The following is a 24,444-nucleotide window of genomic DNA, read 5'->3' on the forward strand; positions in this document are numbered from 1 at the left end:
CGGCCTCCCTAACATCCCAGGCGGGCGCGGTCGAAGGTGAGGCCCAGGCCCCGGTGGCCGCCGGTGGTGAGCATGCCGCCGGCGATCCGGACCGGATACGGCTCGCGGAGGAGCCCGAGCGCGGCGAACGAGGCGTCCTCGACGTCCTCGACCATCGCCGGCATCGGGAGCGCGCAGGCGAGCTGCCCCGAGATGTCCGGAAGCAGGTGGGGGAACGTCGGGACGTCGAACGCGCGCGCCAGCTCGACGATGCGCAGGAACGGGGTGATGCCGCCGACACGGACCACGTTGGGCTGGACGATGTCGCACGCGCCGGCGACGAGGAGGTCGCGGAACTCGTAGGGCGTGTAAGTGTTCTCGCCAAGGGCGATCGGGACGTCGATGCTCGCGCGGAGACGGGCGTAGGCGTGGACGTCGGCGGCGGGGAGCGGCTCTTCGATGAGGTACGGGTCGTAGGGGCGGAAGGCCTCGATGGCGCGCAGGGCCCGGGGCAGGTCCCAGCGCTGGTTGGCGTCCAGCATGAGCCTGGCGCCGGGCCCGATCACGTCGCGGACGGCGGCGACGCGCTCGACGTCGCCGGCCAGGTCGTCGAGGCCCACCTTGATCTTGACGGCGGTGTGGCCGTGCTCGACCCAGCGGCAGGCCTGGGCGACCAGCTCGTCGAGCGTGTAGTGCCGGTTGACCCCGCTGCCGTAGGCCGGGACGGCGTCGCGACGGCGGCCGAGGGCCTCGACCAGGCCGTCCGCGGCGTGCAGATCCCAGAGGGCGAGATCCACGGCCGCGAGGGCGGTGGTGACCAGGCCGCCCCGGCCCGCCTCGTGCAGGTGCCACCAGAGTTCGTCGAAGACCACTCCGGGATGGACGGGGAGGCCGACGACCGCGTCCTTGATGTCGGATTCGAGCAGAGCGTGGATCGCCTGGCCGCCCACCCACGGCGCCCACGAGAACCCCGTGCCGGTGCGCCCGTCGCTCGTGGTCAGCTCCGTGACGATGACGTGGATGTGGGTCATCTCCGGGCCCCACGGACGGATCATGGGAACCGGGTGGAGCGTGCTGCTCAGCCCGGTGATCATATGAGCGCCCGTCCGGCCTCGATGATCCGGGTCAGCTCGGCGAGATGCGGCGGGGAAGGCTCGGCCAGGGGCGGGCGGACGGGGCCGACATCGATCCCGTTGAGCCGGACGGCGGCCTTGACGAGCGACACCGCGTAGCCGGGCGTCGTGGCCCGGAGCTCCGCGAAGGGGGCGTAGAAACCCTCGGTCAACTGCTGGACGCGCGTGCCGTCCCCGGTGTCGAGGGCCGTGCGGAACGCGGCCGCCACCTCGGGCGCGAACGCGAACATCGCCGACGAGTAGAGGTCCACGCCGATGGCGCGGTAGGCCGGGGCGGTGAGCTCGGCCGTGGGGAGGCCGTTGAAGAACGTGAAGTCGGGCCCCAGCTCGCGGCGCACGGCGAGGACGATGCGGGCCATGCGGTCGATGTCGCCGGTGCCGTCCTTGAGCCCCGCGACGCCCGGGATGCGCGCGAGGTCCACCGCCTGGGCCGGGTCGAGCACGACGCCGCCGCGCTGGTAGAGGATCACCGGGAGTCCGGCGGCGGCCTCGGTCACGGCCCGGACGTAGGAGCGCAGGCCGGCGTAGGGCCCCTGCGCCAGGTAGGGCGGCATGAGCAGCAGGCCGCCGGCCCCCGCCTCGGCGGCCTGCGCGGCCTGCCGGACGGCCGCGCCGAGGGGCCCGCCCGCCCCGGCGATCACCGGGGCGCGGCCGGCGACCGCGGTCACCGCCGTGCGGACCGCCACGTCGTGCTCGGCGATCGAGAGCGCGGAGAACTCGCCGGTGCCGCACGCCACGAACACACCGCCGGGGCCGTGGGTCAGGCCCCGGCGGATGTGCTCGGCCAGCGCGCCGGCGGCGACTCCCCCGTCCGCGCCGAACGGGGTCACCGGGAAGAAGAGGACACCGCCGAGCTTCACGCGTCGCTCCCCTCCCACCGCAGGCTCGCTCCCGGCGGGCTCGGCGGCGGCCCCGGTGGTGGGCTCGGCGGCGGCTCCGGTGGTGGGCTTGGCGGCGGGCCCGATGGCGGGCCCGCGTCCCGCTGCTGCTCCTGCGACGGGTCGGTGCGCAGCCGGGCGTGCAGGCCGCCGTCCACGCGGAGCACGTGCCCGTTGAGCTGCGCGGCCGCGGGCGAGGCGAGGAAGAGGGCGGCGTCTGCCACCTCCTCGGGCGCCGTCGTCCGTCCCGAGGGCAGGTCGGTGGCGGGCCGGGTCTCGCCGACGACGCTCGCCGGGGCGATGCAGTTGGCGCGCACGCCCCGGCCGCCCAGCTCGACGGCGATGGCGCGGGCGAGTGCCTCCAGGCCCGCCTTGGCCACGTCGTAGACGGCCTGGTCGTCGTGGGCCCGGGAGCCGCCCGGCGACGACATGTTGATGATGACTCCGCCGCGCCCCTCGTCCCGCCAATAACGAACGGCGCGGACCGACAGGAGGTAGGCCGACCGCAGGTTGGCGGCGATCACCTCGTCCCAGAGGGAGGTGCCGATGTCGATGAACGGGGTCCGGACCTCGGTGATCGCGGCGTTGTTGACCAGCACGTCCAGGCCGCCGGCCCGGTCGAGGCGGGCGAAGACGTCGTCGGCGACCTCCTCGCTGGCCAGGTCGCCGGCCACCGTGGTCACCCGTGGCACGTGCCGGAAGGCCTTCAGCCCGTCGGCGTCGCGGTCCACGGCCACCACGTCGGCGCCGCACTCGGTGAAGCGCGCGACCAGCGCGCGCCCGATCAGCCCGGCGGCGCCGGTCACCAGGACCCGCTCGCCCCAGTAGTCGAATCTCACGGCGCTCATTCGGCGGTCGCCTCCTTCACCTGGGTCACGATCTGTGTGGGGTTGACGAACACCAGCGCGATGATCAGCAGGGTCGCCGACAGCGCCATGTAGATCACGGCCATGGCGTCGATGGCCTGGGCCGCGCGGATGCCCGGGGTGAACGCGGCGCTGTAGAGCGCCACGATGAGCGTCTGGCTGTCGGCGTCGGCGACGAGGAAGGTCAGCTCGAACATCGCGACGGTACGGACGAGGACGAGGATGCCCGCGGCGAGGATGCCTGGGAGCAGGAGCGGCACCAGGACGCGGGCGAACACCTGCCGGGTCCGCGCGCCGCACATCCGCGCCGCCGACTCGACGTTGGTGTCGATCTGCTCGACGAACGGCGTCATCACCAGCACCACGAACGGCAGCGCCGGGACGAGGTTGGCGGCGACGACCCCGGTCATCGTCCCGGCCAGGTGGAACTTGTAGAGCACGGTGGCGAGCGGGATGCCGTAGGTGATCGGCGGCAGTAGCACCGGGAGCAGGAGCAGCAGCAACACCACCCGCTTGCCGGGGAAGTCGCGGCGCGCGAGGGCGTACGCGGCGGGCACCCCGAAGAGCAGCGACAGCGCGACGACGGCGAGCGTGACCGCGAGCGTCGTCTGCAGCACCTCGCCCAGCGCGAACTCCGACCAGGCGTCGGAGTACCACGCGGTCGTGAACCCCTTCGGCAGCCAGCCGGCGAACCAGCTGGTGCCGAACGAGTTGACCACCACCGACAGGATCAGCGCGCCCAGGTTGAGCAGGAAGAACGCGACGCAGCCCCAGACGAGCCAGCCGCCTGCGCGCCCGAAGGGCAGGCGCCCGGCGGGCAGGCCGCGCCGCCGCGGGGATTCGGCGATGCTCATGAGCCCTTCCCTCCCGCCGCCGGACCGGTGTAGAGACGGCCGCGCAGCACGAACGTGACCGCGATGACCAGCAGCTCGAACGCGCCCATCAGCACGGCGATCGTCGAGGCCATCGAGTAGTCGTACTTCTCGAACGCCGACTGGTAGGCCGCGATCGCCATCACGCGCGTCTCGTCCGCCGGTTCGCCGACGAGGTTGGCCGACGGGAAGACCGAGAACGCCAGGACGAAGGCCAGCACGAACGTGGTCGCCAGCCCGGGCGCCAGCAGCGGCAGCAGGACGCGCCGGATCCGCTGCCACGGCCCGGCGCCCAGCGTCGCCGCCGCCCGTTCCAGCGTCGGGTCGATGCCGGACATGTAGGCCAGCACGAGCAGGAACGCGAACGGGAAACCGGTGATGATCAGCGAGAACAGCACGCCCCAGTAGTTGTAGATCAGCCGTACCGGCTGGTCGACCAGGCCGAGGTCCAGCAGGATCCGGTTGAACCAGCCCTTCGGCCCGAGGTAGCGCAGCAGCCCGTCGGCGACCAGCACCGTCCCGAGCGTCACCGGCAGCACGAGGATCGCCGTCAGCACCCGCCGCCCCCGGAACCTGCCGCGCAGCCGGTACGCGATCGGCACCGAGACGCCGACGTTGATCAGCGCGGCGGGGAGCGCGAGCCGCAGCGTCTTCCAGATGGTGTCGCGCTGATAGGGATCGTCGAAGAAGACGCGGTAGTTGGCGAGCGTCCCGCCGCCCTTCTGCGGCTGGAGGGAGAGCCCGACCCCGTACATCATCGGGTAGAGGAACAGCACGATCACGACCAGCAGCGCCGGCAGCAGCAGGAGCAGCACCCGGTCGACGCCGCGTTCCGCCAGCCGGTGCCGGAGGCCGCCGCGCGCCCTCCGTGGCGTCCGCGGCGCGGGCGGGGACGTTCGCTCGGTGTCGACCGCCATCACGCCCCCTCCCCGAACACGAGCACCCGTTCCACCGGCACCGCGAGCTCGATCCGCTCCCCCGGCGCGACCCGTTCGGGCACCCGGAAATGGATGACGTGACCGCCGTCGGTGACCCCTTCGGCGGCCACCTCCCGGCCGTGGAACTCCGACACCTCCACCCGCACGTCGAAGGTGTTCAGATCGCCCGGCCCGGCGCGCCGGAAGTCCTCCGGCCGCACCGCGGCGACCGCTCGCGGCCCGGGGACGCCCTGCTGGGGGACGCCGGTGAGCCGGAACGCGCCCTCCCCCACCACGACCTTGCCGTTCTCTGTCGTCACGACTGGCAGCTCCAGCAGGTTGCGGTAACCCATGAAGCCCGCGATGTACGTGCTCGACGGGTAGGTGTAGACCTCCTCGGGCGAGCCGATCTGCTCGACCTTCCCGGCGCGCAGCACCACGAGCCGGTCGGCGAGGGCGAGCGCCTCCTCCTGGTCGTGCGTCACGTACACCGTGGTCAGGCCGAGGTCCTGGTGCATCTTGCGGATCTCGGTCCGCATCTGGACGCGCAGCTTGGCGTCGAGGTTGGACAGCGGCTCGTCCATGAGCACCAGCCGCGGCCGCAGCACGACGGCGCGGGCGATCGCCACCCGCTGCTGCTGCCCGCCCGACAGCTGGCCGGGCAGCTTGCCGGCGTGCTCGGTGAGCTCGACCAGCGCCAGCGCCTCGTCCACCCGCCGCCTGATCTCGGCCTTGCCGGCCCGCCGCACCGAGAGCCCGAACGCGACGTTGCGGCGGACCGTCAGGTGCGGGAAGAGGGCGTAGTTCTGGAACACCATCCCGAAGCCGCGGCGCTCCGGCGGCAGCCCGTCGATGCGTTCGCCGTCGAGCCAGATCGAGCCGGCCGAGAGCGGCAGCAGCCCGGCCAGGCAGTTGAGCGCGGTGGACTTGCCGCAGCCCGACGGGCCGAGGAGCGCCAGGAACTCGCCCCCCTCGATCCGCAGGTCGAGCTCGCTGAGCGCCACCGCCGAGCCGAAGCGGCGGGTCACGCCGTCCAGCCGCAGATGCCCGAACGCGGCACGCCGCTCGCCCGCCGTGACGGTCTCAGGCGTCATGACTTCTTCACCTTCTGGCCGCCGACCTCCTTGTCCCATTTATCGAAGGCCGCGACCATGTCCTTGGACTCCAGCGGCGGAACCTTCGGATTGTCGGCGATGAGCTTCTCGTACTCGGGCCGGCCGAACTCCTTGAGGACCTGCTGGCTCTCGGGCGGCGCCATCGTCACCGGCACGCCGTTCACCGCCGGGCCCGGGTAGAAGTAGCCCTTGTCGTAGGTGATCGCCTGCTGCTCGGGCGTGAGGGCGAACTTCATGAGGTCGGCGAGCAGCCCGAGCTTTTCGCCCGAGATGCCCTTGGGGACGACCATGTAGTGGGCGTCGGTGACCCACGTGAAGCCGTTCAGGGACTGGGTCTTCATCTCCTTGGGCACCTGCTGCAGGACGCGCGGGTTGATGTCCCAGCCGGTGGTCGTGAGGATGATGTCGCGCGACCCCTCACCGAGCTCCTTCATGGTCTGCGACGTGCCGGTCGGGTAGTACTCCACGTACTTGTCCAGCTCCTTCAGGTACGTCCACGTCTTGGACCAGCCGCCGACGGGGTCCTTGGGGTTGGAGTCCTTGAGGATGTAGGGCAGGCCCATCAGCCACGTACGGCCGGGCCCGGAGTTGGCGGGTCTCGCGTACATCAGCTTCTTCGGGTGCGCCTTGGCCCAGGCGAGCAGTTCCTGCGCCGTCTTCGGCGGATTGGGCACGGCCTTGGGGTTGTACTCGATGAGCGGGCCCGACGGGTAGTAGGTGACGACGACGCCCTTGCCCTTGGCGAGCTCCTGCATCTTGACGGCGGGCGGCTGGTAGAGGCTGTTGACGGCGGGCAGCTTGTCGGAGTACTTGCCGAGCAGGTCGACCCACAGGTTCTGCTCCAGCCCGGCCGACAGCCCGTCGGTGCCGGTCAGCACCAGGTCGATGTCGAGCCGCCCGGCGTCCTGCTGGGTCTTGACCTTCCCGGCCAGCTCCGGCGCGGGGACCTTGGTGTAGGTGATGTTCTTGACGAGCTTGGGGTTCTTCGCCTTGTAGTTCTCGAAGATCTGCTGGGTGAGCTGCAGATTGCCGGCCACGTCGACGATGTTGAGCGTGACCGGCTTGCCCGGGAGCTTGACGTCGGCGGCCGCCGGCTCGGCGGCGGGTTTGGCCCCCGAGTCCGGCGAGCCGCACGACACCAGGCCCGCGAGCAGGCAGCCCGCCGCGGCGAGGGAGACGGCGGAACGGGAGGAGGGGGCTGCAGGAAAGGAGGGGACGGAGAGGCGCGGAGATCTCATGGGGGTGGTCCTCCTGGGCGAGCCGGCTCCTATGTCGGCCCGGTCGTGCTCCGGATGACGAGACGGGTCGCCAGCTCTGGTGCCGGCGGGGGTGGCGGCGCCCCCGGCGCCCCACCGACGAGTCGCGTGAGCAGCATCGCGGCGGCGGTCCTGGCCACGGCCGGGATCGGCACCGCCACGGTGGTGAGGGGCGGCGAGGTCATCGACGCCATCGGGATGTCGTCGAAGCCCACCACGCTCATCTCGCCGGGGACGCGCACGCCGCGGTCCGACAGCCGGGACCGCACGCCGAGCGCGACGAGATCGTTGTAGGCGAAGGCCGCGGTGACGTCCGCGGCCAGGACTTCGTCGGCGGCACGGTAGCCGCCGGTGAAGCGGGGCTCGTACGGGCCGAGCTCGACCAGTTCGATGCCGCGCTCCGCGCAGTCGGCGCGCAGGCACTTGCGCCGCTGCCGGTTGGACCACGAGTCGAGCGGGCCGGACAGGAAGGCGCACCGCCGGTGCCCCAGCGCGTGGACGTGCGTCACCGCCTGCTCGATGCCCGGCCGGACGTCCATCGTGATCGACGGCACCGTGCGGCTGAGCCGGTTGGCCAGCACGACGGGGGTCTTGGCCGCGATCGACCGCACCCGCATCCCCGACATGCGCGGCGAGCACAGGATCAGCCCGTCCGCGCGTTCGACCATGGCCTCGGCCAGCCGCACCTCGGTGGTGGCGTCCTCGTCGGTGTCGGCGAGGAAGACCGCGTAGCCGGTCTGCCGGAAGTAGGCCTCGACGCCCTTGATGAACGGGGCGAAGAAGGGGTTGGCGATGTCGGGAACGATCAGGCCGACGCTCATCGTGCGGCCCAGGACGAGGGACTGCGCCGCGCGATTGGGCTGGTAGCCGAGCCGTTCGGCACAGTCGAGCACGCGCCGCCGGGTCTCGGCGTTGACGAGCTCGGGGTTGTTGAGCGTGCGCGAGACCGTGGACGGGGAGACACCGGCCAGAGCCGCCACCGCCCGGATCGTCGCCCGGGCGCCGTCCTCGGAAGCACCCATGCCCGGGAGTATGAAAACGTTTGTGGTACGCGTCAATCCCCGGGGCGCGATCAATTCCCGGCTGCGATCGATTCCCTCGGGCGGGTCAGGGGATCAGGGGTCGAGCAGGGAGCGGCGCAGCCACTGCTCCACGCCCGCGACGTGGACGGTCGCCCAGCCGCGCGCCACATCGGGCTGCCGGTCGGCGATCGCGTCGAGGATGGCCTGGTGCTCGGCGTGCGTCCGGCCCCAGGCGCCCTCTTGGGTGAGCCCCCGCCAGATCCGGCCGCGCATCGTCGGGCCCGCCAGGTTCTCCAGGAGGGAGCACAGCACCGAGTTGCCCGACGCCTCGGCGATGCGCCGGTGGAACTCCAGGTCGTTGGCCACCAGGTCGTCGGCCGACGAGTCGGCGCCGACCTCGCCGAGATGGGCGCGCAGGCTCTCGACCTGCTCGTCGGTCATGCGCATCGCCGCCATCGCGACCGCGTGCGGCTCCAGCATCCGCCGCACCTCGAAGAACTCCAGCACGGTCGTGTCGTGGTGGACCTCGACGACGAAGCTGAGCGCGTCGAGCAGCAGGTTGGGCTCCAGGCTGGTGACGTACGTGCCGTCCCCCTGCCGCACGTCCAGCACCCGCATCAGGGACAGCGCGCGCACCGCCTCGCGCAGCGAGTTGCGGGACAGGCCCAGCTGGGCCGCCAGATCGGCCTCGCGCGGGAGCCGGTCGCCGGGACGCAGCGCTCCGGAGACGATCATCTCTTTGATCCGCTCGATCGCCTCATCGGTGACGGCCATGCCCGCTCCCCCATAGATCGGATGTCTTGAGCCCGAGAATGCCACAGCATTGATCGATCCCCGTTGACAGCGCCATAGAGGTCGGATCTAATGCGCCTACCGGCCACCCAGTTCCATCCGCTCACGATGCGAAAGGGAGGACCCGGTCATGACACGACGTCCGGGGGCTCGGACATCAAGGCTATCGGCGGCGCTGGGTCTCGTGCTCGGTGCCGCGGCGCTCGGCGCGGGCGCCTGCTCGGTGAAGGACGACTCGGGCGGCTCGTCCGGCTCGGGTTCGAAAGAGATCACGTTCCTCGTCTTCGAGACGCCGAACCTCACTCCCCAGGTGTGGGACGCGAACATCAAGCGCGTCACCGCCAAGCACCCCGACATCAAGGTGAAGAAGCTCGTCTCCCCCACCCAGGACCGCACCGCGTACGCCAAGCAGCTCCTGACGTCCGGGCAGTTCCCCGACGTGATGGTGGCGGTGTCGCCGGCCGGGTTCGCCGAGAGCGGCAACCTGTACGCCTGGCGGCCGGACGAGCTGAAGGACTTCACCAACCCCGGCAACGGCGCGGTGGGCGGCAAGGTCTACCAGCTGCCGGCCAATACGCAGACGATCCCCGTCGTCTACTACAACAAGAGCCTCTTTCAGAAGGCCGGAGTCACGAACCCGCCCAAGACGTACGCCGAGTTCCTCGCGGCGTGCGCCAAGTTCAAGAGCAAGGGCATCACCCCGCTGGTCGTCGGTGGCGGTCATGACGCGCTCGGCCCGACCTGGGCGGGCATCCTCGGCACCGAGGTCTACGCCAAGAACCCCAACTGGATGCACGACCGGCGCGCGGACAAGGTGAAGTTCGCCGACCCCGAGTTCGTCAGCGGCGCCCGCAAGCTCGCCGATCTGGCGAGCAAGGGCTACATCGACAAGCGCGACCTGTCACGCGACTACGCGGCGACGCAGCAGGCGTTCATGGACGGCAAGGGCGCCATGTACGCGATGGGCAACTGGTTCGCGGCGGCGGCCGACAACCCGGAGACCAAGCCGAAGTTCGAGGTCGGCCAGTTCTTCTGGCCGTCCGGGGACGGCAAGCCCGTCGTGCCCGCGTTCACTGGCGGCGGCCTGCTGGTCAGCGCCAAGGCCAAGAACCTCGACGCCGCCAAGACGTTCGCCTTGGGCTACCAGCTCGACAAGACCAATCTCGACACCTCCACCGCCAACGACGGGCTCTTCCCCGCGGTCAAGGGCTACACGCCGCCGGCGACCGCGGCCCCGGTCTTCAAGAGCGGCTACGACCTGTACCGGCAGGGCGTCCAGGCGAAGGCCGTCGTTCCCGCGTTCGGCTTCGAGGCCGGAGACGACGGCATGCTCCCGGGTGTGGTGGAGAAATGGGACTCCGCCGCGCAGGACCTGATCACCGGCCGCAAGACGCCGGAGCAGGTCGGCAAGTTCCTGGACACCGAATGGGCCAAGGGATCCTAAGGCGATGGACCAGGGGGTCCTGACGCGCCAGACCGGAGGCGTGACCCGGGTGCCTCGGGGAACCCGGGCCCGCCGTCCGGTCTGGCCAAAGCTGTGGCGTTTCCTCACGTTCGGCGCGCCGGGCATCACGGTGTACGTGTGCTTCGTCCTCGCGCCGATCGTCGTGAGCTTCGGGTACAGCCTCACCAACTACAACCCGTTCGGCCCGCCGACCCGGTTCGTCGGGCTCCGCAACTACCGGCTCCTGATGCAGGACCCGGAGTTCCTGCTCTCGCTGCGGGTGACGACGATCCTCACCGTCATCGTGGTCGTGGTGCCCAACGTGCTGGGGCTGGCGATCGCGGTGCTGCTGGACCGGCGCGGCTGGTTCTACAACGCGCTGCGCACCGTCTTCTTCACGCCGGTCGTCCTCAGCACTGTCGTGGTGAGCATCATCTGGATCCGGCTCATGGCCGACGACGGGCTCATCAACAAGGCGCTGCGCGGGCTCGGCGTCGCCGAGCCGCCGGGCTGGCTCTCGGATCCCGCGTACGCGCTCTACTCGCTCGGGATCATCCTGTCCTGGCAGATGCTCGGCTTCTGCGTGGTGGTCTACCTGGCCGGGCTGCAGAGCGTGCCGCACGAGCTCCAGGAAGCCGCCGCGATCGACGGGGCGGGGCCGGTGTCGCGGTTCCGGCACATCACCTGGCCGATGCTGGCCCCGGCGCTGACCATCAACACGGTGGTGATGCTGATCTCGGCGTTCAAGGTCTACGACCACGTCCAGGTCATCACCAAGGGCGGGCCGGGCACCGGCACCACCGCCACGGTCGCCTACAACGTGATCCAGACCGGCTTCGTGGCCAACCGGCAGGGCTACGCCTCGGCCATGGCGATCGTCATGCTGGTCATCATCGCGGCCGCCTGCGCCGTGGCCCTCAAGATCCTGCAACGGCGCGAGGTGCAGCTATGACCCGGCTCTCGCCCGCGGCGGCGATGCGCGGGGAACGGGCGCCGTGGGTGCGGCCGCTCGTGGCGCTGGCGATCGGCACGGTCTTCTTCGTCCCGCTGTACGTGGCGTGCGTCAACGTCATCAAGGACGGGCCGCTGATCGCCAAGGAACCGGCGTCGCTGCCCCTCCCGCCGACGCTGGACAACATCCAGGCGGTGCTCAGCCGTCCCGACCGGCTGTTCTGGGTGAGCCTCACCAACAGCCTCGTCGTCACCGGGCTCTCGGTGGTGATCCTCACCCTGCTGTCGGCGATGCTCGGCCACTACCTGGTGCGTTCCGGCAGCCGCTGGTCGCGGGTGGTCATGCTCCTGCTGCTGTGCGGGCTGATGATCCCGCCGCAGGTGATCCTGCTGCCCATCACGCGGGTCCTCTCCACGTTCCACCTGATGACGACCGTGCAGGGACTGGTGCTCTTCAACGTGGGCTACTACGTGCCGTTCGGCGTGTTCGTGTTCTCCGGGTTCATGCGGTCCATCCCGGTGGAACTGGAGGAGGCCGCGGCGATCGACGGCGCCGGGCGGTGGCGGATCTTCTGGCAGGTCGTCTTCCCGCTGCTGCGCCCCGCCACCGCCAGCGTGCTGATCTTCCTCGGGGTCTGGATCTGGAACGACTTCCTCAACCCGCTGATCATCCTGGGGCCCGGCCAGGGCACCACGGTCACCACCGGCGTCTACCGCTCCATCGGCCAGTACCAGGCCGACTTCGGCAGCGTCTTCGCGATGATGTTCCTGGCCACGCTGCCGGTGCTGATCCTCTACCTGCTGCTGCAGAGACATTTCGTCAAGGGCCTGACGGGAGGCGCGACCAAGGGATGAACCGCATCGCCGAGGTGCCGGTCGACGTCCGGCTGGGACGCGTGTACGAGCACGGATGGCAGAGCTGGAGCCCGTCCGCCGCCTACCCCGTGACGGCGACCGGCGAGCGGCCGCGCGTGCGGCCCGACGTCATGCAGACGATGTGCTGGCGCCCGGGCCGCTCCGGTCCGGCACGCGGCTTCCAGGGCGAGGGCCTGCTCGCCGTCGACCCGGGCGACGGCACGCCGGTGCGCCTGTTCGCCGCGCGCGACGGCCGTACCGGCGTCCCCTCGATCCGGGCGCTCCTCGACGGCGACCGGCTCGTCATCGAGGCGGACGGCTCTGACGCGGACGGCATCGAGGCGGACGGCGGGGTCGAGGAGATCCGCCACACCGGCACGATCGAGTCCGCGCTGGCCGGCTGGGCGGACGCCTTCGCGGCGCGTGCGGGCATGCCGGCGCCGCGCGCGGCGCCGACCGTCTGGTGCTCCTGGTACCACTACTTCGGCGGGGTCACCGCCGGGGACGTGATCGAGAACGTGGCCGCGATCGCGGACCGGGAGCTGCCCGTCGACGTCGTGCAGATCGACGACGGCTGGCAGGCCGAGATCGGCGACTGGCTCGACTACTCCGGCCCGTTCGCCGGCCTCCCCGCGCTGGCGGGCCGCATCCGCGACGCGGGCCACCGGTGCGGGGTGTGGGTCGCCCCGTTCCTCGCCGGCGAACGCAGCGCCCTCGCCCGCGACCATCCCGGGTGGCTGATGGGCGACGCCGGCTGGAACTGGCACCAGGGCCTGCGCGCCCTCGACGTCACCCACCCGGGCGCGGAGGCCTACCTGCGGGAGGTCTTCACCCGCCTGCGCGAGCTCGGCTTCGACTACTTCAAGCTGGACTTCCTCTACGCGGGCGCGCTCGACGGGCCGCGCTTCGCGGACGTGCCCGGCCTGGCCGCCTACCGGCACGGCCTCGACGTGATCCGGGAGGCGACCGGATCCGGCGCCTACCTGCTCGGCTGCGGCGCGCCGATCCTGCCCAGCGCCGGCCTGGTGGACGCGATGCGGGTCGGCCCCGACGTCGGCCTCACCACGCAGCCGCCGTCCGGCGACATGTCCCGGCCCTCCCAGCGCGCCGCCGCGACGACGACCATCGCCCGGGCCTGGCAGCACGGCCGCTTCTGGGTGAACGACCCCGACTGCCTCGTCGCGCGTCCCGCCATGGAGGACCGGGAGGAGTGGGCACGGACGGTCGAACGCTTCGGCGGGCTGCGCGCGTCGTCGGACCGCGTCCTCGACCTCGACGAGTGGGGCCTGGAGACCACCCGCCGCCTCCTGGCCACGACCCCGCCCCCGTCCCCCTTCAAGCCCGCCGGCTAGGGGATCTAGGCCACAACTCGCCATCCGGTCCGGGCGTATTGATCGGGGGCGCGGCCGGGGGGAGACTGCAAGGGCTGGGGAGGGCCAGGGTTTCCTCACAGACCGGCCCCCGCCAGGCAAGGCCTCGGTCGTGCCATGCCCCCGTTGGCACGGCTGAGGCCTTGTCGCCGTCTACTGGCCCCCGATGAGCTTCTCCCTCAGCGCGGCGAGGGCCTCGTCCGTCGCCACGGCGTCATCGGAGCCGGAGTACGTCTCTCCGCCGTCGGAGTACGGGGGCTCGGCGTCATCCGCGGGTGCGGAGCCCGGGTCCGCACCCGCCTCCGGCTCCTCGCCGGACTCCCCGGACTGGTGAGTCGCCTCGATCTGCCCGCGGTGACGCTCGAACAGGTCCCAGGCCTCGGCGTACTGCCGCTCCCACGTGTCGCGCTGCTCGTCGAAGCCCTCGAGCCACTCCCCCGTCTCGGGGTCGAAGCCCTCGGGGTACTTGTAGTTGCCCCGCTCGTCGTACTCGGCGGGCATGCCGTACAGGGTCGCGTCGAAGTAGTCGTCGCGCGTGTCGGCCGCGTTGGCCTGCTTGAGGGACAGGCTGATGCGGTGCCGGCGGAGATCGATGTCGATGATCTTCACGAAGATCTCGTCGTTCTGCCGGACGACCTGATCGGCGACCTCCACATGCTGCTCGGCCAGCTCGGAGATGTGCACCAGGCCCTCGATGCCCTCCTCGACCCGCACGAACACGCCGAACGGCATCAGCTTGGTCACGCGGCCCAGCACGTACTGCCCGATCTGATGGGTGCGGGCGAACAGCTGCCACGGATCTTCCTGGGTGGCCTTCAGCGACAGCGAGACGCGCTTGCGCTCCATGTCGACGCCCAGCACCTCGACCGTGACCTCCTGGCCGGGCGCGACCACCTCGGAGGGGTGATCGACGTGCTTCCAGGACATCTCGGAGACGTGCACCAGGCCGTCCGCGCCGCCGAGATCGACGAACGCGCCGAAGTTGACGACCGAGGAGACCACGCCCTTGCGGACCTGGCCCTTCTGGAGGCTGTCGAGGAACGTGCGGCGGGCCTCACCCTGCGCCTGCTCCAGGTACGCCCGCCGGGACAGCACGACGTTGTCGCGGTTGCGGTCCAGCTCGATGATCTTGGCTTCGAGCTCCCGGCCGACGTACGGCCGCAGGTCACGGACCCGCCGCCGCTCGACCAGGGCGGCCGGCAGGAACCCGCGCACGCCGATGTCGAGGATGAGGCCGCCCTTGACGACCTCGATGACGGTGCCGGTGACGGTGCCGTCCTCGGCCTTGGTCCGCTCGATCGTGCCCCAGGACCGCTCGTACTGGGCACGCTTCCTGGACAGGATCAGGCGGCCCTCGTCGTCCTGCCTCTGGAGCACGAGGACCTCGACGCGGTCTCCGACGGACACGACGTCGCCGGGCACGACGTCCTGCCTGATCGAAAGCTCGCGGACGGGGACGACACCCTCGTGCCCGGCGCCGACGTCGACCATGACCTGGTCGTCGTCGACGCGCACGACGGTGCCTTCGACAAGGTCGCCGTCCGCCACGGCCGGCCCGTCAGGGCTCGGCGGGACGGCGGCGGGCGGCGGCTCAGATGAGTTCTCGACCGGGTATTCGTCTTCCACGCAGCCGACCTTAGGCCCGTTCGAGGGTGGCGGTCTGCACCCTGACGGCCGAATCGGTCATAGGCCCACTCTCTTCACCGTGCGGCAGCGGATCGCGCTCGTTCCGGCAAGTATAGGTTTGATCGAAAATTTTTCCGATGATTTCTGACCTTTCTGGGGGGTGAATTCGTGATATCTGCGGGTAGGCGGTGGCAATGGCCGTACGACACAGCTATTTCGCCGCACCCCGGGAGGCCGTCTGGGCCGCCCTGGCGGACGGGGCACGCTACGCCGACTGGGTGGTCGGCACCCAGGAGATCCTGCGCGAGGATCCCGCCTGGCCCGCCGTCGGGTCGCAGATCGAGTTCAGCGTCGGCTGGGGTCCGCTGAAGTACCGGAACCGGACGGTGGTACGGATCTGCGAGCCGCTCGACCGGCTCGAACTGGAGATCAAGGTCGGGCTCCTCGGCACCGTCCGGGTCGCCTTCCAGCTCCTCGAATGGGGCGAGGGCACCGTGGCCATCGTCGACGAGCACCCGCTGCGCGGCATCAGCGCGGGGCTGCACGGCCCGCCCGGCGACATGATCCTGCACCTGCGCAACCGGCTGATGCTGCGCAACCTGACGGCCCTCGTGCAGGAGAAGAAGCAGGCAGGCGCCGGTGCCCCCGTCGGCAGCCCCACCAGTGCGCAAGTGCCCGGCTAGGCGGCGCGTGCCCGGCTGAGCGACGCGATCAGCGCGGGCGCATCAGGGTGCGCTGGAGAGCCGACAGGCCGGGAGCCAGCCGGCGGCGCAGCCGACCCTGCGCGCGCAGGGCGGCCTGGGCGGCGTTGGCGCCGCAGGCCCCGTGCACGCCGCCGCCCGGATGGGCCGACGCGGACGCCAGATAGAGGCCCGCCACCGGGGTCTCCGGCCGTCCGGTGCCCGGGGTCGGACGGAAGACGAGCTGCTGGTGGATGGCGGTCGTGCCGCCGTTCAGCGCCCCGTTCAGCAGGTTGGCGTCATGGTTCTGCAGAGTGTGCGGCGACAGTACGCGGCGGGCCGTGATGAGGTCGCCGAAGCCCGGCGCGTACCGCTCGACCAGGGCCTCCAGGCGAGCGGCCATCGCCGTCCTGTCGCGTTCGTCCCACGCCCCGGTGATCCCGTCGGGGCCGGCGTCGCCCTCGACGATCTGCGGGACGTGCGTGTACGCCCACGCCGATTCGGTGCCCGCGGGCGAACGGGACGAGTCGGCTGTGGTCATCTGGCCCAGCAGGGCGAACGGCTCGGCGGGCACGCGGCGGGTGGCCACCTGCGCGGCGAAGTCCGTCAGCGCGTTCATGCCCGACGCCAGGTGCAGGGTCCCTGCCCGCCGGGCCTCCGGTGAGGACCACGGGATCGGCCCCGACAGCGCCCAGTCGACCTTGAACGTCGCGAAATCCCACTGGAAGCGCCGCATGTCGTCCCGCAGGCGCGCGGGCAGGTGCTCCCAGGCGACCAGCTGCCCGTACAGATCGGGCGCGGAGACGTCGGCGAGGACCGCCCGGGACGCGCGGACCTTCTCGCCGGACTCGGTGGCGACGCCCAGGGCGCGGCCGTCCCGGACGATCACCTCGGTGACCCGGGTGCCGCACCGGACCGTCCCGCCCTTGGCCTCCAGCCGCCGCACCAGCGCCGTGGTCAGCTCGCTCGCGCCGCCCTGCGGCACCGGCCAGCCGTACTGCTGCCCGAGCATCGCCAGCAGCCAGCCGAACGCGGTGCTCGCGGCCGACTCGGGGAACAGGTCCGCGTGCAGCGCCGATCCGGCGAGCAGCAGCGGCCCGCCCTGGCCGGTGAACTCCTCCTCGCCGAGACGCCGCACCGGCAGCAGCAGGAACCGCAGCAGCCGCAGCCCGCCCGCGGCCCGCGCCTTGAGCGCCAGCGACGCCCCGGACTTGACCGGCGGGAACGGGGTGAACAGCAGGCCGAGAACGTCCTCGCCGAGGGATTCCCACAACCGGTAGAGCCGCAGCCACGCCTCCCCGTCGCCCTTGCCGAGCTCGTCGAGGTTCGCGGCGGTGCGCTCCACGTCGCGTTCGAGCAGCGCGCAACGGCCGTCCGGCAGCGGATGCGCCACCACGGCGGGCGCGTGCTTCCAGCGCAGCCCGTACCGCTCCAGCTCCATGGCCCGCATCACCGGCGAGGCGATGCCCAGCGGATAGAACGAGCTGCACACGTCGTTCACGTAGTCGGGGTGGACGCCCCGATCGCTGCGCACCGCGCCGCCGGGCACGGGTTCGGCCTCCAGTACCTCGACGGACCAGCCCGCGTCGGCCAGCACGTTCGCCGCCACCAGCCCGTTCGGCCCGGCACCGATCACCACGACATCAGCCATAGTGAGCGCCTACCCAGCCGATGGCGCCTTACCGGTCACGGCCCGCAGAAGATAGGCCGACCCTCGCATAAGGCACGTCAGGGTTTTACCGAAGTGTAGAAAACGAGCGACGGGTATGGGTTGGGCGTATGCCAAAAAGGAGGAACACACAATGCGCCGTATCAGTGCGGCACTTCAGGCCATCGTCTCCACGCTCGTCAACGTCGTGACGCTCCCGTTCCGGGTGCTCGCCTCGCTGCTCTCGCCCTCGCGCCGCCGGTCGCGCCGCCGGGCCGCGTAACCCCTCGCCCCGGCGCGGTCATGCCGCGGGCACGTCCGGCCACTCGGCCGTATCAGTGATCTGGGTGAACGCGACGATCAGGTCGTCGCGCAGCCTCAGGTCATGCGCGAAAGCCGCTTCGAAGGGCGCTCCCGTGGCCCTGACCCTGCCGCGGTAGTGCCCGAAGACCACGCAGCGCTCGGTGCCCGGCCAGACGAACTCCTCGGGCACCGGCGCCGTCTCGTACGCGGTGACGATGACGCCCCAGCAGTCGCGCAGGGCGTCCTGCGGCCCGTGGTGGCCGCCGCCGACGCCGAGCGGCATCCCGGCGCTGACCGTGAGCACGAGATCCGGGTGCAGCGTGGCGAGGAGGCGGGCGGGATCGCCTGCCGCGAAGGCCGCGTAGAGCTCTTCCACAGTTTTAGAGGACATTCTCTAAAATTACCGCGAGGGCCGCGGCCTCCACCATCCGGGTCGCCGATTCCGGGATGGCCTCCCCCTTCAGCAGGGGACGCCGCACGGCCGCGAGAGGGATGTCGACCAGCGCGAACAGGACGCGGTCCAGCTCCGCGTGGCCCGCGAGCCCGGCCAGCCTCCGCATCGCGTCCATCGCGGCGACGTTGAGCCGCGAGAGCTCCGCCCCGAGATCCTCGGGCCACCGCGAGCGCAGCGAATCGACGTCCTGATCCAGCAACAGCCTGGCCTCGGCGGGATGCTCGGCCGCCCAGCGGACCGTGTACGAGGCCGCGCGCCGGACGGCCGCCGCCAGGTCGTCGCCCTCTGACGCCGGAAGGAAACCCTCCTGGAAGCGGCGCACCGTCCTGATCCAGAGATGCGCCAGGAGCAGTTCACGAGATCCGTACCGGTGGTAGATCGACCCGCTCGGCGCGCCGAGGCGCGCGGCGATCGCGGTGACGGTGACCGCCGCCGCGCCGCCGTCGGCGGCCAGCGCCGCGGCGGCGTCGAGGATCTGGTCGGCATCGAACTTGGCAGGTCGTCCCACGGACGCCACCGTAACGAAGGGCCCCGGGCTCAGGCGTGCGGGCTCAGGCGTGCGGGCTCAGGCGTGCAGGCTCACGCGTGCAGGGCCAGGGGCCGGCCTGCCAGCTCCGCGAACCGGACCGCGTTGCGGACGGCGGCGCCGTTCGGGTCGTTGTTGAAATAGACGTACGCCTCGTCGTACGCGGCCTCGTCGATCCGCCCCACCCAGGTCGCGAGGGCCTGGTCGCCGTACATCGGCCACGGCCGCGCCGCCCCCTCGTGGAACCGCACGTACACCCAGTCGGTGGTCCGCCACAGCGGGGTCAGCGGACGGCTGTGCCGGTCGGCCCAGCACAGCGCGGCGCCGTGCCGTTCGAGCACGGCGCGCACCTCGCCGGTCCACCACGACGGATGCCGCGGCTCCACCGCGACGCGCACCCGATCAGGGAAGCACCGCAGGCAGGCGGCGAGGCGGCCGGGCTCGGCCCGCAACGTCGGCGGCAGCTGGATCAGGATCGGCCCCAGCTTGCCGCCGAGCCCGTCGGCGACGCTCGTCAGGCGCGCCACCGGCTCCTCGGGCTCGATCAGCCGCTTCATGTGGGTGAGGAAACGGCTCGCCTTCACCGCCATGACGAACCCGTCCGGCGTGCGGTCCCGCCAGCTCTCGAACGTCTCCCTCTTGGGCAGGCGGTAGAAGGCGTTGTTGTTCTCGACCGTGGCGAAGCATTCCGCGTACCGCTCCAGCCACCGCCGCTGCGGCACCTCTTCCGGGTAGAGCCGCCCGCGCCAGTCGGCGTACTGCCAACCGGACGTGCCGATCAACATCGCGCCTCCCTCCTGGCAGGCCCGTACCCGCGAACCGCCCTGTCACCCCCGGTGCGTACGGACGGACGGCGCGGTCGCGGCCGAGATCACCAACGTCGGCGGCCTGCTCGACCTCACCGAACGGCGCCTCATTCCTGCACCCGGTGACCATTTCGCCTCACTCGCGGAGCGGCCGGAGACACTCGGCGGCTAGCCTTCCCGGGTGAGATGCCGCCATCGAATGATCGTAAGCTGAAGCTCATGTCCGACGGCCGCCCCGGGTGTCACTGCATCATCGACCACGACTACGGTGACCGCGACCGCCTCGACAACTTCGAGCTTCGCACGATCGTGCACGTCAGCCAGTACGGGTGGAGCGTGGTCCTCGTTCCCGGCGACGCCGAGGGGCCCGGCTGGGCCTACACGATCGGGCTCTGGCACAGCTATCGCCGCGCGGAGCTGGCGATGTTCGGCGGCGACATCTACGAGATGGAGGCGATCCTCAACACGCTCGGCCAGCAGACCGCCGAGGGCGACGCGCCGGCGGACGGCGGCCGGCGCGAGGACGTGGTGCGCGGCCAGACCGCCGCGTTCCGGACGGTCGATCCACGCTGGTACGACGGCCTGTTCAAGGGGGCGCTCTCGTTCTACCGGCGGCCCCCGCTGCCCTTCCTCCAGGTCGTCTGGCCCAACCCCGAGGGGCTGTACCTGTGGCAGCCCGGCACCGAGCTGATCTTCCGCCACTCGCAGCCCTGGCTGTGGCTCGATCCCCGGCAACACCCCCAGGGCGCGTGGACCCGGCACCTGTGAGCGCGCGGGGCGTAGGGTCGGCGGGTGTTCGGGCCCATCGCCGAGACCGTCGAGACCCAGCGCCTCGTCCTGGAGCCGCTGGCGGTCCACGACGCCGGCGAGATGGCCGGGGTGCTCGGTGACCCCCGGCTGCACGACTTCATCGGCGGCGAACCGCTGACCGCCGCCGAGCTGCACGCCCGCTACGAGCACCTCGTCGCCGGTCCCGCCCCGTTCCACCAGGAATGCTGGCTCAACTGGATCGTCCGCCGCCGCCGCGACCGGCGGGCCGTCGGCTACGTCCAGGCGACCGTCACCCCCGGCACGGCCGCACTGCGGGCGGACGTCACCTGGGTCGTCGGGATGCCCTACCAGGGCTTCGGCTTCGCCACCGAGGCGGCCACCGCCATGCTCGGCTGGCTTCGTGACCACGCCGTCCGGGAGGTCACCGCCGCCGTGCATCCCGGCAACGCGGCCTCCGCCGCCGTGGCCCGCAAGATCGGTCTCCGTCCCACCGGCCGCCGGTCGGGCGAGGAGATCGTGTGGCGGAACGAGTGAGAGATCCGTCTTGACGGGTAACACCTCGATCTCGTTCGGTGGCCGCGCGAACATCGGCGGGTACGCAACAATCGACAGGCCACGCACTCAACTCGGCCGAGGAGTGGGAACGATGCCGGAGGTCTGGCCTGGTGAGGCCTATCCGCTGGGTGCGACCTGGGACGGCACGGGCACCAACTTCGCGCTGTTCTCCGAGGTCGCCCGCAGGGTGGAGCTGTGCCTCTTCGACGCCGGAGGCCGCGAGGAACGGTTCGAGCTGCCCGAGGTCGACGGTTACCTCTGGCACGGCTACCTGCCCGGCATCGGCCCGGGACAGCGCTACGGCTACCGCGTGTACGGGCCGTTCGAGCCGCACGAGGGCCACCGGTGCAACCCGGCCAAGCTGCTCCTCGACCCGTACGGCAAGGCCGTCGAGGGCGGGGTGCACTGGCACGAGTCGCTGTTCTCCTACCACTTCGGCGACCCGGACACCCTCAACGACCTCGACAGCGCCCCGTACATGCCGAAGAACGTCGTCATCAACCCGTTCTTCGACTGGTCCGACGACCGGCCGCCGCGCACCGCCTACCACGACACGGTGATCTACGAGGCGCACGTCAAGGGCCTCACCCAGCGGCACCCGGGCATCCCCGAGGAGCAGCGCGGCACCTACGCGGGGCTGGCGCACCCGGTCATGATCGACCATCTGCTCGACCTCGGCGTGACCGCGGTCGAGCTGATGCCCGTCCATCAGCACGTCCCCGAGCACGCGATGGTCGCGCGCGGCCTGACCAACTACTGGGGTTACAACACCATCGGCTTCCTGGCCCCGCACAACACCTACAGCTCCGCCGGCGAGCTCGGCGAGCAGGTGCTGGAGTTCAAGGCGATGGTCAAGGCCCTGCACGAGGCGGGCATCGAGGTCATCCTCGACGTCGTCTACAACCACACCGCCGAGGGCGACCATCTGGGGCCGACGCTGTCGTTCCGGGGCATCGACAACGCCTCGTACTACCGGCTGCGCGACGACGACAAGCGCTACCACCTCGACTACACCGGCTGCGGCAACTCGCTCAACGTGCGCAGCCCGCACGCGCTCCAGCTCATCATGGACTCGCTGCGCTACTGGATCCTGGACATGCACGTCGACGGGTTCCGGTTCGACCTGGCCTCGGCGCTGGCGCGCGAGCTGCACGACGTCGACCGGCTGTCGGCGTTCTTCGATCTCGTCCAGCAGGATCCGGTGGTCTCGCAGGTCAAGCTGATCGCCGAGCCGTGGGACGTGGGCGAGGGCGGCTACCAGGTCGGCAACTTCCCGCCGCTGTGGACCGAGTGGAACGGCAAGTACCGCGACACCGTCCGCGACTTCTGGCGCGGGCAGCCCGCGACGATGCCGGAGTTCGCGTCCCGGCTGACCGGATCGAGCGATCTGTACGAGCACAGCGCGCGCCGCCCCTGGGCCTCGATCAACTTCGTGACCTGCCACGACGGCTTCCCCCTCGCCGACCTCGTCTCCTACGACCGCAAGCACAACGACGCCAACGCCGAGGCCAACCGGGACGGCACCGACGACAACCGGTCCTGGAACTGCGGCCACGAGGGGCCCACCGACGACCCCGAGGTCCTCGAACTCCGGGCCCGCCAGCGCCGCAACTTCCTGGCGACGCTCTTCCTCTCGCAGGGCGTGCCGATGGTGTCGCACGGCGACGAGCTCGGCCGTACGCAGCAGGGCAACAACAACGCCTACTGCCAGGACAACGAGCTGTCGTGGATCGACTGGGACGCCGTCCGCCAGGAGGAACTGGAGTTCGTGCGCGCGCTCGCGCAGCTCCGCAAGGACCATCCGATCTTCCGCCGGCGCCGCTTCTTCAAGGGCGGCCCGCTCGGCGAGGGGCCCGCCGACATCGCCTGGCTGACGCCGACCGGCGACACGATGACCGACGACGACTGGACGGTGGGCTTCGCCAAGTCGCTCGGGGTCTTCCTCAACGGTGAGGCCATCACCGAGCCCGACCCGCGCGGCCGCCGGATCACCGACGACTCGTTCCTCCTGCTCATCAACGCGCACTCCGAGTACGTGGAGTTCACGCTGCCCGGGCCGGAGTACGGCGAACGCTGGGAGTACGCCCTCGACACGGTCTCCCCCACCACTCTGGGCGAACGTGAGCGCCTCAAGGCCCAGGACAAGCTCGACGTGGCCAGCCGCTCGCTGATCGCGCTCCGCCGCATCTGACCCGCCATCCAGCGCGCCGCAGCTAGCCTCGGCTCATCTCGATGGCGGTCAGGAAGACCAGGACGACGGTGACGACCGCGACGATGCCGTGCACCAGCACCGCCGCCGCGGGGAAGGCCTGCTCGGCTCCCCGGGCATGCCGGCCGCCGCGTCCCACCAGCCAGCGCGTGAAGAGCAGGAAGCCCTGGAAGACGACCACCAGCAGCGCGCCGAACGCGGTCCAGGCATAGCCCGCCTCACCGGTGCCGAGATAGGCGATCCACACGACGAGCCCGGCGATGGCCACGAGCGGATGACCGACGACCACGAGGAGGGGGAACCGCGTCACCTTCGTCGCCTGCCGTCGCAGCCCCCCGTTCCGCCTCCAGATCATCAGCAGCCGGACCCCGGCGATGGCGGACACGATCCACGCGGCGAGCGCAGCGAACTCCACCCCCGGCTCCCTTCGATGCGTGCCTTCCCCCAGTGTGCGCTCTGACTCAACCCCACCATGACCGATTCGTGAAGGTGAGAACACAGACCGTTATCGGCCAAGGTCCAAACCGCCGCCAAGCTCGCACAACCGGGCGGCCTTGAGCGGGCGCGGGCACGCATGCTCGCCCCGTCCGGGGGCAGGGCACCCGTCTAGGGTGGAAATCGAACTGGCATCCGAGACGTGAGGTGGATGATGCGGCGGCTCTCTTCTGCTTCCGAGACAGCTGATCTCACCGAGGCCGTCGACCTGGCCGAGGCCTACGCGTACCCGGCGGAGGGGACGTGGTTGCGGGCGAACATGATCTCCACGCTGGACGGCGCGGCCTGGTCGCTCGAAGGGCGGAGCGGCGGCCTCGGGAACGAGGCCGACCGGCAGCTGTTCTCGGTCATGCGCGGACTCGCGGACGTCGTGATCGCCGGAGCCGGGACGGCCCGTGTCGAGGGCTACGGGCCGGTCGACCCCGGGCCCGGCTGGGCGGAGCTGCGGGCGGGGCGCACGGCCGTGCCGCCGCTCGCCGTCGTGTCCCGGCGGCTCGACCTGGATCTGGACGGGCCGCTGTTCACCGAGGCCGAACCCCGGACGATCCTGCTGACGGTCGAGAGCGCGCCCGCCGACCGGCTGCAGCAGGTGCGCGAGCTCGCCGACGTGATCGTCGCGGGGGAACACGCGGTCGACTTCGCGCTGGCCGTCAAGCAGCTGGAGGCGCGGGGGCACCGGCGGCTGCTGTGCGAGGGCGGGCCGCATGTGCTCGCCCAGGTCGTGGCGGCGGGGGTCCTCGACGAGCTGTGCCTGACGGTGAGCCCGATCATGTTGTCGGGCACGGCCTCCCGCGTCCTGAACGGGACGGCGCTCGCCGCTCCGGCGAACATGACGCTCGAACAGGTGCTCGAAGACGAGGGTCACCTCTTCATGCGCTACCTCAAGGCGTAGCTGTCGGTGGCGTGGGGGACCATGGGGGG

General features: G+C 71.2%; 26 protein-coding genes. 11 read left to right on the top strand and 15 right to left on the bottom strand.

Translation table 11 applies throughout. The features are described 5' to 3' along the window. Positions 1-8 precede the first annotated feature (8 nt). The 9 genes from ACGFNU_RS41105 to ACGFNU_RS41145 all read right to left on the bottom strand — a co-directional run bounded on the left by ACGFNU_RS41105 (position 9) and on the right by ACGFNU_RS41145 (position 8,812). The gene (locus tag ACGFNU_RS41105; RefSeq protein WP_392602031.1) at positions 9-1,034 is read right to left on the bottom strand and encodes a mandelate racemase/muconate lactonizing enzyme family protein; all 1,026 of its coding nucleotides are present in this window, start codon (positions 1,032-1,034) and stop codon (positions 9-11) included. A 35-nt stretch (positions 1,035-1,069) separates the two neighbouring features. Continuing rightward, entirely contained in the window at positions 1,070-1,972 is a 903-nt protein-coding gene (locus ACGFNU_RS41110) for a 5-dehydro-4-deoxyglucarate dehydratase (protein ID WP_392602032.1), read from the bottom strand. Continuing rightward, the gene (locus tag ACGFNU_RS41115) at positions 1,969-2,838 is read right to left on the bottom strand and encodes an SDR family NAD(P)-dependent oxidoreductase (RefSeq protein WP_392602033.1); all 870 of its coding nucleotides are present in this window, start codon (positions 2,836-2,838) and stop codon (positions 1,969-1,971) included. Before ACGFNU_RS41115 ends, ACGFNU_RS41110 begins: the two co-directional genes overlap by 4 nt. Further along, positions 2,835-3,710, bottom strand: coding sequence for an ABC transporter permease (locus ACGFNU_RS41120; protein ID WP_392602034.1), 876 nt, complete (start codon positions 3,708-3,710; stop codon positions 2,835-2,837). Before ACGFNU_RS41120 ends, ACGFNU_RS41115 begins: the two co-directional genes overlap by 4 nt. After that, entirely contained in the window at positions 3,707-4,645 is a 939-nt protein-coding gene (locus ACGFNU_RS41125; RefSeq protein WP_392602035.1) for an ABC transporter permease, read from the bottom strand. Before ACGFNU_RS41125 ends, ACGFNU_RS41120 begins: the two co-directional genes overlap by 4 nt. Next, positions 4,645-5,739: an ABC transporter ATP-binding protein gene (locus tag ACGFNU_RS41130; RefSeq protein ID WP_392602036.1), complete on the bottom strand. Its 1,095-nt coding sequence runs from the start codon at positions 5,737-5,739 to the stop codon at positions 4,645-4,647. The genes ACGFNU_RS41125 and ACGFNU_RS41130 overlap by 1 nt, the downstream gene beginning before the upstream one ends. Next, positions 5,736-6,998 carry an extracellular solute-binding protein gene (locus tag ACGFNU_RS41135; protein WP_392602037.1) on the bottom strand — a complete coding sequence of 421 codons (1,263 nt, stop codon included), beginning with the start codon at positions 6,996-6,998 and terminating at the stop codon, positions 5,736-5,738. Before ACGFNU_RS41135 ends, ACGFNU_RS41130 begins: the two co-directional genes overlap by 4 nt. A gap of 29 nt (positions 6,999-7,027) precedes the next feature. Continuing rightward, positions 7,028-8,038: a LacI family DNA-binding transcriptional regulator gene (locus ACGFNU_RS41140; RefSeq protein WP_392602038.1), complete on the bottom strand. Its 1,011-nt coding sequence runs from the start codon at positions 8,036-8,038 to the stop codon at positions 7,028-7,030. A gap of 93 nt (positions 8,039-8,131) precedes the next feature. Then, positions 8,132-8,812 carry a FadR/GntR family transcriptional regulator gene (locus ACGFNU_RS41145; protein WP_392602039.1) on the bottom strand — a complete coding sequence of 227 codons (681 nt, stop codon included), beginning with the start codon at positions 8,810-8,812 and terminating at the stop codon, positions 8,132-8,134. A gap of 148 nt (positions 8,813-8,960) precedes the next feature. On the opposite strand from ACGFNU_RS41145, the gene ACGFNU_RS41150 reads away from it, so the two are divergent. The 4 genes from ACGFNU_RS41150 to ACGFNU_RS41165 are packed head-to-tail and all read left to right on the top strand — an operon-like array spanning position 8,961 to position 13,432. Next, positions 8,961-10,274, top strand: a complete 1,314-nt coding sequence (locus tag ACGFNU_RS41150) for an ABC transporter substrate-binding protein (RefSeq protein WP_392602040.1) — start codon at positions 8,961-8,963, stop codon at positions 10,272-10,274. Positions 10,275-10,278: 4 nt separating this feature from the next. Then, entirely contained in the window at positions 10,279-11,226 is a 948-nt protein-coding gene (locus ACGFNU_RS41155) for a carbohydrate ABC transporter permease (protein WP_392602041.1), read from the top strand. Then, positions 11,223-12,080 (top strand): carbohydrate ABC transporter permease, encoded by an 858-nt coding sequence (locus ACGFNU_RS41160; RefSeq protein ID WP_392602042.1) that lies wholly within the window; start codon positions 11,223-11,225, stop codon positions 12,078-12,080. The genes ACGFNU_RS41155 and ACGFNU_RS41160 overlap by 4 nt, the downstream gene beginning before the upstream one ends. Further along, entirely contained in the window at positions 12,077-13,432 is a 1,356-nt protein-coding gene (locus ACGFNU_RS41165; RefSeq protein ID WP_392602043.1) for a glycoside hydrolase family 36 protein, read from the top strand. Before ACGFNU_RS41160 ends, ACGFNU_RS41165 begins: the two co-directional genes overlap by 4 nt. A gap of 171 nt (positions 13,433-13,603) precedes the next feature. On the opposite strand, the gene rpsA is transcribed toward ACGFNU_RS41165, so the two are convergent. Beyond that, positions 13,604-15,076: a 30S ribosomal protein S1 gene (gene rpsA, locus ACGFNU_RS41170; protein WP_392602044.1), complete on the bottom strand. Its 1,473-nt coding sequence runs from the start codon at positions 15,074-15,076 to the stop codon at positions 13,604-13,606. Positions 15,077-15,270: 194 nt separating this feature from the next. Here rpsA and ACGFNU_RS41175 point away from each other — a divergent pair, with 194 nt between their 5' ends. Then, a complete protein-coding gene (locus ACGFNU_RS41175) occupies positions 15,271-15,759 on the top strand; it encodes an SRPBCC family protein (RefSeq protein ID WP_392602045.1) in 489 nt (162 codons plus the stop codon). 28 nt (positions 15,760-15,787) lie between these two features. Here ACGFNU_RS41175 and ACGFNU_RS41180 read toward each other — a convergent pair whose 3' ends face one another. Further along, positions 15,788-17,407 carry a phytoene desaturase family protein gene (locus ACGFNU_RS41180; RefSeq protein ID WP_392602046.1) on the bottom strand — a complete coding sequence of 540 codons (1,620 nt, stop codon included), beginning with the start codon at positions 17,405-17,407 and terminating at the stop codon, positions 15,788-15,790. Between the two features lie 151 nt (positions 17,408-17,558). On the opposite strand from ACGFNU_RS41180, the gene ACGFNU_RS41185 reads away from it, so the two are divergent. Continuing rightward, complete coding sequence (locus ACGFNU_RS41185) at positions 17,559-17,687, top strand: LPFR motif small protein (protein ID WP_392602047.1); 129 nt, start codon at positions 17,559-17,561, stop codon at positions 17,685-17,687. 18 nt (positions 17,688-17,705) lie between these two features. Here the strand turns inward: ACGFNU_RS41185 and ACGFNU_RS41190 are convergent, their stop codons facing one another. The 3 genes from ACGFNU_RS41190 to ACGFNU_RS41200 form a co-directional block, all read right to left on the bottom strand. Further along, the gene (locus tag ACGFNU_RS41190; RefSeq protein WP_392602048.1) at positions 17,706-18,098 is read right to left on the bottom strand and encodes a nuclear transport factor 2 family protein; all 393 of its coding nucleotides are present in this window, start codon (positions 18,096-18,098) and stop codon (positions 17,706-17,708) included. Further along, positions 18,088-18,669, bottom strand: a complete 582-nt coding sequence (locus ACGFNU_RS41195; protein ID WP_392602049.1) for a TetR/AcrR family transcriptional regulator — start codon at positions 18,667-18,669, stop codon at positions 18,088-18,090. The genes ACGFNU_RS41190 and ACGFNU_RS41195 overlap by 11 nt, the downstream gene beginning before the upstream one ends. A 71-nt stretch (positions 18,670-18,740) precedes the next feature. Then, on the bottom strand, positions 18,741-19,472 hold the full coding sequence (locus ACGFNU_RS41200) for a DUF72 domain-containing protein (protein WP_392602050.1): 732 nt from the start codon (positions 19,470-19,472) through the stop codon (positions 18,741-18,743). On the opposite strand from ACGFNU_RS41200, the gene ACGFNU_RS41205 reads away from it, so the two are divergent. The 4 genes from ACGFNU_RS41205 to glgX all read left to right on the top strand — a co-directional run bounded on the left by ACGFNU_RS41205 (position 19,459) and on the right by glgX (position 23,010). Next, complete coding sequence (locus ACGFNU_RS41205) at positions 19,459-19,665, top strand: hypothetical protein (protein WP_392602051.1); 207 nt, start codon at positions 19,459-19,461, stop codon at positions 19,663-19,665. The genes ACGFNU_RS41200 and ACGFNU_RS41205 overlap by 14 nt on opposite strands. 47 nt (positions 19,666-19,712) lie before the next feature. After that, positions 19,713-20,261 carry a DUF4262 domain-containing protein gene (locus tag ACGFNU_RS41210; RefSeq protein WP_392602052.1) on the top strand — a complete coding sequence of 183 codons (549 nt, stop codon included), beginning with the start codon at positions 19,713-19,715 and terminating at the stop codon, positions 20,259-20,261. 24 nt (positions 20,262-20,285) lie between these two features. After that, a complete protein-coding gene (locus tag ACGFNU_RS41215; protein WP_392602053.1) occupies positions 20,286-20,798 on the top strand; it encodes a GNAT family N-acetyltransferase in 513 nt (170 codons plus the stop codon). A 112-nt stretch (positions 20,799-20,910) separates the two neighbouring features. Continuing rightward, on the top strand, positions 20,911-23,010 hold the full coding sequence (gene glgX / locus ACGFNU_RS41220) for a glycogen debranching protein GlgX (RefSeq protein WP_392602054.1): 2,100 nt from the start codon (positions 20,911-20,913) through the stop codon (positions 23,008-23,010). 22 nt (positions 23,011-23,032) lie between these two features. Here the strand turns inward: glgX and ACGFNU_RS41225 are convergent, their stop codons facing one another. Continuing rightward, positions 23,033-23,443: a hypothetical protein gene (locus ACGFNU_RS41225; protein ID WP_392602055.1), complete on the bottom strand. Its 411-nt coding sequence runs from the start codon at positions 23,441-23,443 to the stop codon at positions 23,033-23,035. A gap of 231 nt (positions 23,444-23,674) precedes the next feature. On the opposite strand from ACGFNU_RS41225, the gene ACGFNU_RS41230 reads away from it, so the two are divergent. Continuing rightward, a complete protein-coding gene (locus tag ACGFNU_RS41230) occupies positions 23,675-24,415 on the top strand; it encodes a pyrimidine reductase family protein (protein WP_392602077.1) in 741 nt (246 codons plus the stop codon). The last annotated feature ends 29 nt before the right edge of the window (positions 24,416-24,444 follow it).

This window comes from Spirillospora sp. NPDC048911, from assembly GCF_043198015.1.
Classification (GTDB): Bacteria; Actinomycetota; Actinomycetes; order Streptosporangiales; family Streptosporangiaceae; genus Spirillospora.

What these genes read in the sequence shown, in the direction of transcription:
- ACGFNU_RS41105 (WP_392602031.1), bottom strand. Translation starts at nt 1,034, where the DNA reads ATGATCCGTCCGTGGGGCCCGGAGATGACCCACATCCACGTCATCGTC.
- ACGFNU_RS41115 (WP_392602033.1), bottom strand. Translation starts at nt 2,838, where the DNA reads ATGAGCGCCGTGAGATTCGACTACTGGGGCGAGCGGGTCCTGGTGACC.
- ACGFNU_RS41120 (WP_392602034.1), bottom strand. Translation starts at nt 3,710, where the DNA reads ATGAGCATCGCCGAATCCCCGCGGCGGCGCGGCCTGCCCGCCGGGCGC.
- ACGFNU_RS41125 (WP_392602035.1), bottom strand. Translation starts at nt 4,645, where the DNA reads ATGGCGGTCGACACCGAGCGAACGTCCCCGCCCGCGCCGCGGACGCCA.
- ACGFNU_RS41130 (WP_392602036.1), bottom strand. Translation starts at nt 5,739, where the DNA reads ATGACGCCTGAGACCGTCACGGCGGGCGAGCGGCGTGCCGCGTTCGGG.
- ACGFNU_RS41135 (WP_392602037.1), bottom strand. Translation starts at nt 6,998, where the DNA reads ATGAGATCTCCGCGCCTCTCCGTCCCCTCCTTTCCTGCAGCCCCCTCC.
- ACGFNU_RS41140 (WP_392602038.1), bottom strand. Translation starts at nt 8,038, where the DNA reads ATGGGTGCTTCCGAGGACGGCGCCCGGGCGACGATCCGGGCGGTGGCG.
- ACGFNU_RS41145 (WP_392602039.1), bottom strand. Translation starts at nt 8,812, where the DNA reads ATGGCCGTCACCGATGAGGCGATCGAGCGGATCAAAGAGATGATCGTC.
- ACGFNU_RS41150 (WP_392602040.1), top strand. Translation starts at nt 8,961, where the DNA reads ATGACACGACGTCCGGGGGCTCGGACATCAAGGCTATCGGCGGCGCTG.
- ACGFNU_RS41155 (WP_392602041.1), top strand. Translation starts at nt 10,279, where the DNA reads ATGGACCAGGGGGTCCTGACGCGCCAGACCGGAGGCGTGACCCGGGTG.
- ACGFNU_RS41160 (WP_392602042.1), top strand. Translation starts at nt 11,223, where the DNA reads ATGACCCGGCTCTCGCCCGCGGCGGCGATGCGCGGGGAACGGGCGCCG.
- ACGFNU_RS41165 (WP_392602043.1), top strand. Translation starts at nt 12,077, where the DNA reads ATGAACCGCATCGCCGAGGTGCCGGTCGACGTCCGGCTGGGACGCGTG.
- ACGFNU_RS41175 (WP_392602045.1), top strand. Translation starts at nt 15,271, where the DNA reads ATGGCCGTACGACACAGCTATTTCGCCGCACCCCGGGAGGCCGTCTGG.
- ACGFNU_RS41180 (WP_392602046.1), bottom strand. Translation starts at nt 17,407, where the DNA reads ATGGCTGATGTCGTGGTGATCGGTGCCGGGCCGAACGGGCTGGTGGCG.
- ACGFNU_RS41185 (WP_392602047.1), top strand. Translation starts at nt 17,559, where the DNA reads ATGCGCCGTATCAGTGCGGCACTTCAGGCCATCGTCTCCACGCTCGTC.
- ACGFNU_RS41190 (WP_392602048.1), bottom strand. Translation starts at nt 18,098, where the DNA reads ATGTCCTCTAAAACTGTGGAAGAGCTCTACGCGGCCTTCGCGGCAGGC.
- ACGFNU_RS41200 (WP_392602050.1), bottom strand. Translation starts at nt 19,472, where the DNA reads ATGTTGATCGGCACGTCCGGTTGGCAGTACGCCGACTGGCGCGGGCGG.
- ACGFNU_RS41210 (WP_392602052.1), top strand. Translation starts at nt 19,713, where the DNA reads ATGTCCGACGGCCGCCCCGGGTGTCACTGCATCATCGACCACGACTAC.
- glgX (WP_392602054.1), top strand. Translation starts at nt 20,911, where the DNA reads ATGCCGGAGGTCTGGCCTGGTGAGGCCTATCCGCTGGGTGCGACCTGG.
- ACGFNU_RS41230 (WP_392602077.1), top strand. Translation starts at nt 23,675, where the DNA reads ATGATGCGGCGGCTCTCTTCTGCTTCCGAGACAGCTGATCTCACCGAG.